Origin of the sequence: Geobacillus sp. B4113_201601, from assembly GCF_001587475.1 — a bacterium.
GTDB classification, from domain to species: domain Bacteria; phylum Bacillota; class Bacilli; order Bacillales; family Anoxybacillaceae; genus Geobacillus; species Geobacillus icigianus.
Map to the genome: position 1 here is coordinate 64,683 of NZ_LQYX01000071.1, position 1,769 is coordinate 66,451.

At 55.9% G+C, this 1,769-nt stretch carries 2 protein-coding genes; both read left to right on the plus strand.

The features are described from left to right. Window positions 1–400: 400 nt before the first annotated feature. The gene (locus B4113_RS08760) at window positions 401–1,189 is read left to right on the plus strand and encodes a S9 family peptidase (RefSeq protein WP_033844383.1); all 789 of its coding nucleotides are present in this window, start codon (window positions 401–403) and stop codon (window positions 1,187–1,189) included. Window positions 1,190–1,392: 203 nt separating this feature from the next. Next, window positions 1,393–1,635 carry a DUF2584 domain-containing protein gene (locus tag B4113_RS08765; RefSeq protein WP_033844382.1) on the plus strand — a complete coding sequence of 81 codons (243 nt, stop codon included), beginning with the start codon at window positions 1,393–1,395 and terminating at the stop codon, window positions 1,633–1,635. Window positions 1,636–1,769: the final 134 nt, after the last annotated feature.

Here is a 1,769-nt window from a genome sequence, read left to right on the forward strand (position 1 = left end):
TCCGTTAAATCACCAGCCTCCTAGAAGGCCGGTGAAAAACCATTGTCAACTCCCGATCGGCGGCATTTTCATTCAGAAGAGAAAGCGGATTCTGCAAGGTTTTTCTAATTGAGAAATGAGTGGAATCCGTCGTTTTTGCACTAAATCACCCGCCCCCTAGAAGGCTGGTGAAAAATCGCTGTCACACACCAACTGGAGGCATTTTCATTCAGAAAAGAAAGCCGATTCTGCAAGGTTTCTCTAATTGACAAATGGGTGGAACTCAGCAGTATTTTGCACGAAATCACCGACCTCCTAGAAAAAATGGGTGTTCGGCCGAGAACGGGCGGCGGACGGGACGCGTTGTGCGCACCTGTTGGCCTTCGGACGAGGGGAATTTGCGTGGAAAGGAGAGAGAGCGATGGACGGGGATATCATTGACTACTATCGGTTTCCGTCGCCGCATCCGGGCATCGAGGTGTTCTTTGTCACCTATATGTCCCAAGGGCTGAAGGTGAAAGGATTTTTGGCTGTGCCAAACCAAAACAAGGTGTATGACGGGTTTTTGTATTTGCGCGGCGGGATCAAAAACGTCGGGCAAGTGCGGGTGCCGCGCCTCATTCAATTCGCATCGCACGGCTTTGTCGTCTTCGCCCCGCTCTATCGCGGCAACGGTGGCGGGGAAGGAAACGAAGATTTTGTCGGCGATGACCGCTATGATGCCATCGCGGGAGTTGAGCTTCTTCGCCGCCACCCGCTCGTCCATCCGGGGCGCGTGCACGTGTTTGGCTTCTCGCGCGGCGGAGCGATGGCGCTTCATGCCGCCATGCTCGCTGAACGGGTTTGTTCCGTCGCGGTTTGGGGCGGCGTGACGGATGTAGCGCTGACGTACTGGGAACGTCCGGATTTACGGCGGATGATGAAGCGCGTCATCGGCGGCACGCCGAACAAATACCCGGAGCGCTATCGGCATCGCACCCCGCTTTATCATCTCGAGCGGCTCTGCGCGCCGGTGCTCATCATCCACGGCGGGCGCGATGACAACGTCTCGATCGAACACGCCTGGCGGCTGGAACGGCGACTGAAGGTGCTCGGCAAGCGAGTGACCGCATGGTATTTTCCTGAGTTCACTCACTATTTTCCACCGCGCGCCAACCGCGAGACGGTGAAAAGGCTTACGGAGTGGATGAAACAACAGCCGACCGTGTGATACGATAGAAGGGGAAACGGCTTTCGCCGAGTTTGGTCTTTGACCGCCGGGAGCTTGCGGCCATGGCCGGCGGGAGACGGAGCGGCCGATCGTTCGCTGGGTAAGGATCCGGAACCGAGCCGTTGCCGGGAATCGGCTTGATGTCGCGAAGGGTTCAAACGGGCCGCGACTTGAATCGATCAAAAGCAAGGAGGTCGGACAGGATGGGCATGCCGATGGAGCTGCAGACGCTCATTGTGACCAAAGGAAATGAACAGCGCGTCCAAGGCAATTTGTTCGTGCTGAAAAAAGACGGCTACCGCTTATATCCGCTCGACGTGCCGCTTGAAGTGCGCCGGACGCTGCAAAGCGAAGCGAGCGGCATCGCCGTCGTGAAAAAGCTGGAATGGGAAAACAACCGGACGACGGTGACGTACGAACTCGTCAGCCTGTATTCAACGAATTGAATACGAAGCGACGGACAACAGGGGACGACGGTTTGATCAGTGCAGATTCATTGGGCAGGAGGCTGTCCCAAAAGGTCGGTAAAACGACCTTTTGAGGACAGCCTCCTGCTTTTGTTTTTACATTATTTGTCTAT